This is a genomic window from uncultured Campylobacter sp., from assembly GCF_938045345.1.
In the GTDB taxonomy this organism is placed as follows: Bacteria; Campylobacterota; Campylobacteria; order Campylobacterales; family Campylobacteraceae; genus Campylobacter_B.
In genome coordinates this window covers 1-2497 of the sequence record NZ_CALIMS010000010.1, presented here as the reverse complement: position 1 = coordinate 2497, position 2497 = coordinate 1, and the positions used below count along the sequence as shown (strand labels likewise).

At 46.9% G+C, this 2497-nt stretch carries 4 protein-coding genes; all 4 read right to left on the bottom strand.

The annotated features are described in order from the left end of the window. Nucleotides 1-595 (bottom strand): molybdopterin-dependent oxidoreductase (locus Q0144_RS02670; RefSeq protein WP_298061470.1); only part of this gene is annotated, 595 nt, incomplete at its 3' end. A 22-nt stretch (nt 596-617) separates the two neighbouring features. Continuing rightward, nucleotides 618-1514, bottom strand: coding sequence for a hypothetical protein (locus tag Q0144_RS02665; RefSeq protein ID WP_298061467.1), 897 nt, complete (start codon nt 1512-1514; stop codon nt 618-620). Nucleotides 1515-1525: 11 nt separating this feature from the next. Further along, nucleotides 1526-2239: a disulfide bond formation protein B gene (locus Q0144_RS02660; RefSeq protein WP_298061465.1), complete on the bottom strand. Its 714-nt coding sequence runs from the start codon at nt 2237-2239 to the stop codon at nt 1526-1528. 9 nt (nt 2240-2248) lie between these two features. Beyond that, nucleotides 2249-2416: a hypothetical protein gene (locus Q0144_RS02655; protein ID WP_298061463.1), complete on the bottom strand. Its 168-nt coding sequence runs from the start codon at nt 2414-2416 to the stop codon at nt 2249-2251. Nucleotides 2417-2497 lie beyond the last annotated feature (81 nt).

Sequence of the window (2497 nt, the reverse complement as noted above, 5' to 3'; positions counted from 1 at the left end):
TTGAAAAGTCCGTGCCGATAACGCTCGGCGTGCCCGCATAGCGCGGCCAGTCGCATGGATTGCGCACAAGCCTCGTAGCGCCGTATTTTTCAAAGAAATTTCCAGACGAAATAGTCTTTGAGATATGCCCTTCGTTGCCCGAATAGACAAATTCCGTCAGTGCCTCGCCGCCGTATTTTGCCTTGATCTCGGTAAGCTTGGCGGCTATCTCTTTTAGCGCTTGATCCCAACTGATGCGCTCCCATTTGCCCTCGCACTTTTTACCGACGCGCTTCATCGGATACATTATGCGATCGGCATTGTATAGATGCATTGCGTAAGTATGACCTTTAACGCAGACCGTGCCTTGCGTTAAAGGGTGTTTCGGATCGCCCTTGATACTAACCATCTTACCGTCTTTGATCTCTGCGATCATCGAACAGGCGTCGCGGCAGTTTCTAGGACAGGTGAGATAGTGATACTCTACGCCCTGCTCGTTTTTATAGGATTTCGGTTTAAAATCCACCTCAAACTGCTCCATACCAAATAGGCTTGGAGAGGCTCCCGCCGTAGCCAGAGCCGCTCCCGCGCCTTTTAAGAAAGAACGTCTTTGCATCTCTTCTCCTTAAATGTGGGCTTTATTTCATATCGTATATGAAAACTTTATTTTCTTTGCCTTCGCGCGAAAAAACATAAAATTTGCCGTCCTTCACCGCAAGCGCTCTTGCGTTTGCCGCTCCGCTAAAGCTATATGCATCCTCAATCTTATGGGTTTGCAAATTTAACTTTAAAATGGTCGAGAAATTTTTACTCAAAAGATAAACGGCGTCAGGCTGAGCGTCGATGCCCGTGACGTAGTATTCGCCTAGGCTCCTGCTCTCTTTTAGCTTTAAATTTGAGCCAATTTGCGGAATAAATTCCTCCAAAATCATCTTATCGTCGCCGTCAAATACTGCCACGCTCCAATAATCCCTCACGTCGTTAGGCACGGACGCAACGATAAATTTATTTGCAGCCGCGTCGTAATCCCAGCCGAGGATATACTGCTGCTTTGCTCGAAGCGTGGAGAAGCGCCCTTTGTTGCCGAGATCATTTAGCTTCCATTTGTCCCAGCCCTCGGTCAAATGCCTCCACTGGCTGTTTTGCTCCTCTGCACTCAATCCGTCCGCAGGCTCATAAAAGACGAAGGTTTTATTAAAACTTATCATGCCGATCTCGTTTTTATACCACGCTGCACCCACGGTTGCCTCCATCTCCATTATAAAGTGGCGATCGTGCTTGCCGTATCTAAGCGGCTTTAAATTTTCGTCCGCAACGTAAAATTCGTTATTTTTAGAAACCAGCGCAAACTGCTTTTTATCTGCGTCATAATCCGCTCCCGTAATCGGTGCGTCGTTTTGTAAGCTTAGGCTCACTTCCGCACTCGGTGCACCGAGCTCTTTTACGCCCTCAAGCGCGCCTGCTTTGCTATCAAGATTAAACTCAAACCCAAACGCCAGAGCCGCTAGCGCCGTAAAAATTATCAGCTTTTTCATCTTTTTGCTCCTTAGTTTGGCAGATCCGGAAGCTCCGGATTCCAATCGAATCTAAAATCAAGCGCGCTTTGCCAGTGATCTTTTTCCCAGAACCATTTTGCAGGATCAAGACTTAGCCTAGCCGGCGTGCTAGAGCCCAGATACGGCGGCGGGCCTGAGACGATGAAAGCCTGCACGCAGTTTGCGGCAATGATGACGATGAAGATTAAATTTGCAATTTTGCCAAGAGGCAAATAGCGCAAAAACTCGCCGTATTCGCCGCTCGCGCTCTTTTTCATTATCTCGCCCAAATTTTTGCTACATAAAAATATGACCGCCAAAAACGCGATTACGCAAAAATCTACGACGACGACCCAAAGCTGCGTGTGTGCGCCTAAAATTTCAAGCCCGAACCCCTGCTTTATGTCGAGGTAGCCTCCGAATGTCCCATCAAGGCTATAATGGATAAAGCCGTTGAACATTCCCCAGCAAGCCATTAGCAAAAGCGCTGCGACGTAGCCGGGTCTTAGGCCGTATCTAAGGATAAAAAGCGCGATAAGGCTGATGGCTATCATCGTGATCCTCTCCGACCAGCACATCACGCACGGGCTATCTCCCATACCAAAGCCCAGTATCAAACAGGCTATGCCGACCGGGAGCGCCACGAGGGCGATGATGGCTAGTGACATTAAGTTAAAAAATCCTCGCTCGGCGACGGGAATTTGATTTTGTTCTAAATTTTGCATATCGCCCTCCTAAAAGTTACCTATAGGCACGACGACCCATAAATTTACGTAAAACTCAAGCGCGATCAGTATCGCGCAGCCTGCCGCAGCACAGCCCGTAGCTAAATTTTTCCTCTGTGGCTTAAAATATAGTATAAGCCCGCTGATCAAAAATAGCGTCAAAATAAGAAATTCCATTTCAAACCGTCCTTTCCTAATAAAATTTAATCCTAAGCATGCTTATTCTTAAAGAAATAATATAACTTTATTTATTAATAT